A 256-nucleotide genomic window follows, 5' to 3' on the forward strand; every position below is an offset into this window, starting at 1 on the left:
GGAGGCGCTGCAAAAATAGCCAACTGTCCCCACCCTTGGCACACTAAGTTCCTTCAACCAGCCTCCCTCTCCGTGAGCGTTACGCGCGTGCAGAAAACCTTCTCCGAACTCGAATATACCGGCAAGAAAAAGCAGACTCGCCGAGATCGCTTCCTGGCTGACCTTGAACAGTTGGTGCCCTGGGCCCAGCTGGAGGCGCAAGTGGCGCCGTTTTATAGCAACACCGCAGGCAAGCGCGGACGCCCTGCGATAGGGG

At 59.0% G+C, this 256-nt stretch carries 1 pseudogene; it reads left to right on the forward strand.

What is annotated here, in order from left to right:
* Nucleotides 1–87 precede the first annotated feature (87 nt).
* Nucleotides 88–256: pseudogene (locus AO388_RS07765) on the forward strand (IS5/IS1182 family transposase); the annotation flags it as partial.

The sequence above is a fragment of the Pseudomonas sp. ICMP 10191 genome (assembly GCF_001467335.1).
GTDB classification, from domain to species: Bacteria; Pseudomonadota; Gammaproteobacteria; order Pseudomonadales; family Pseudomonadaceae; genus Aquipseudomonas; species Aquipseudomonas cerasi.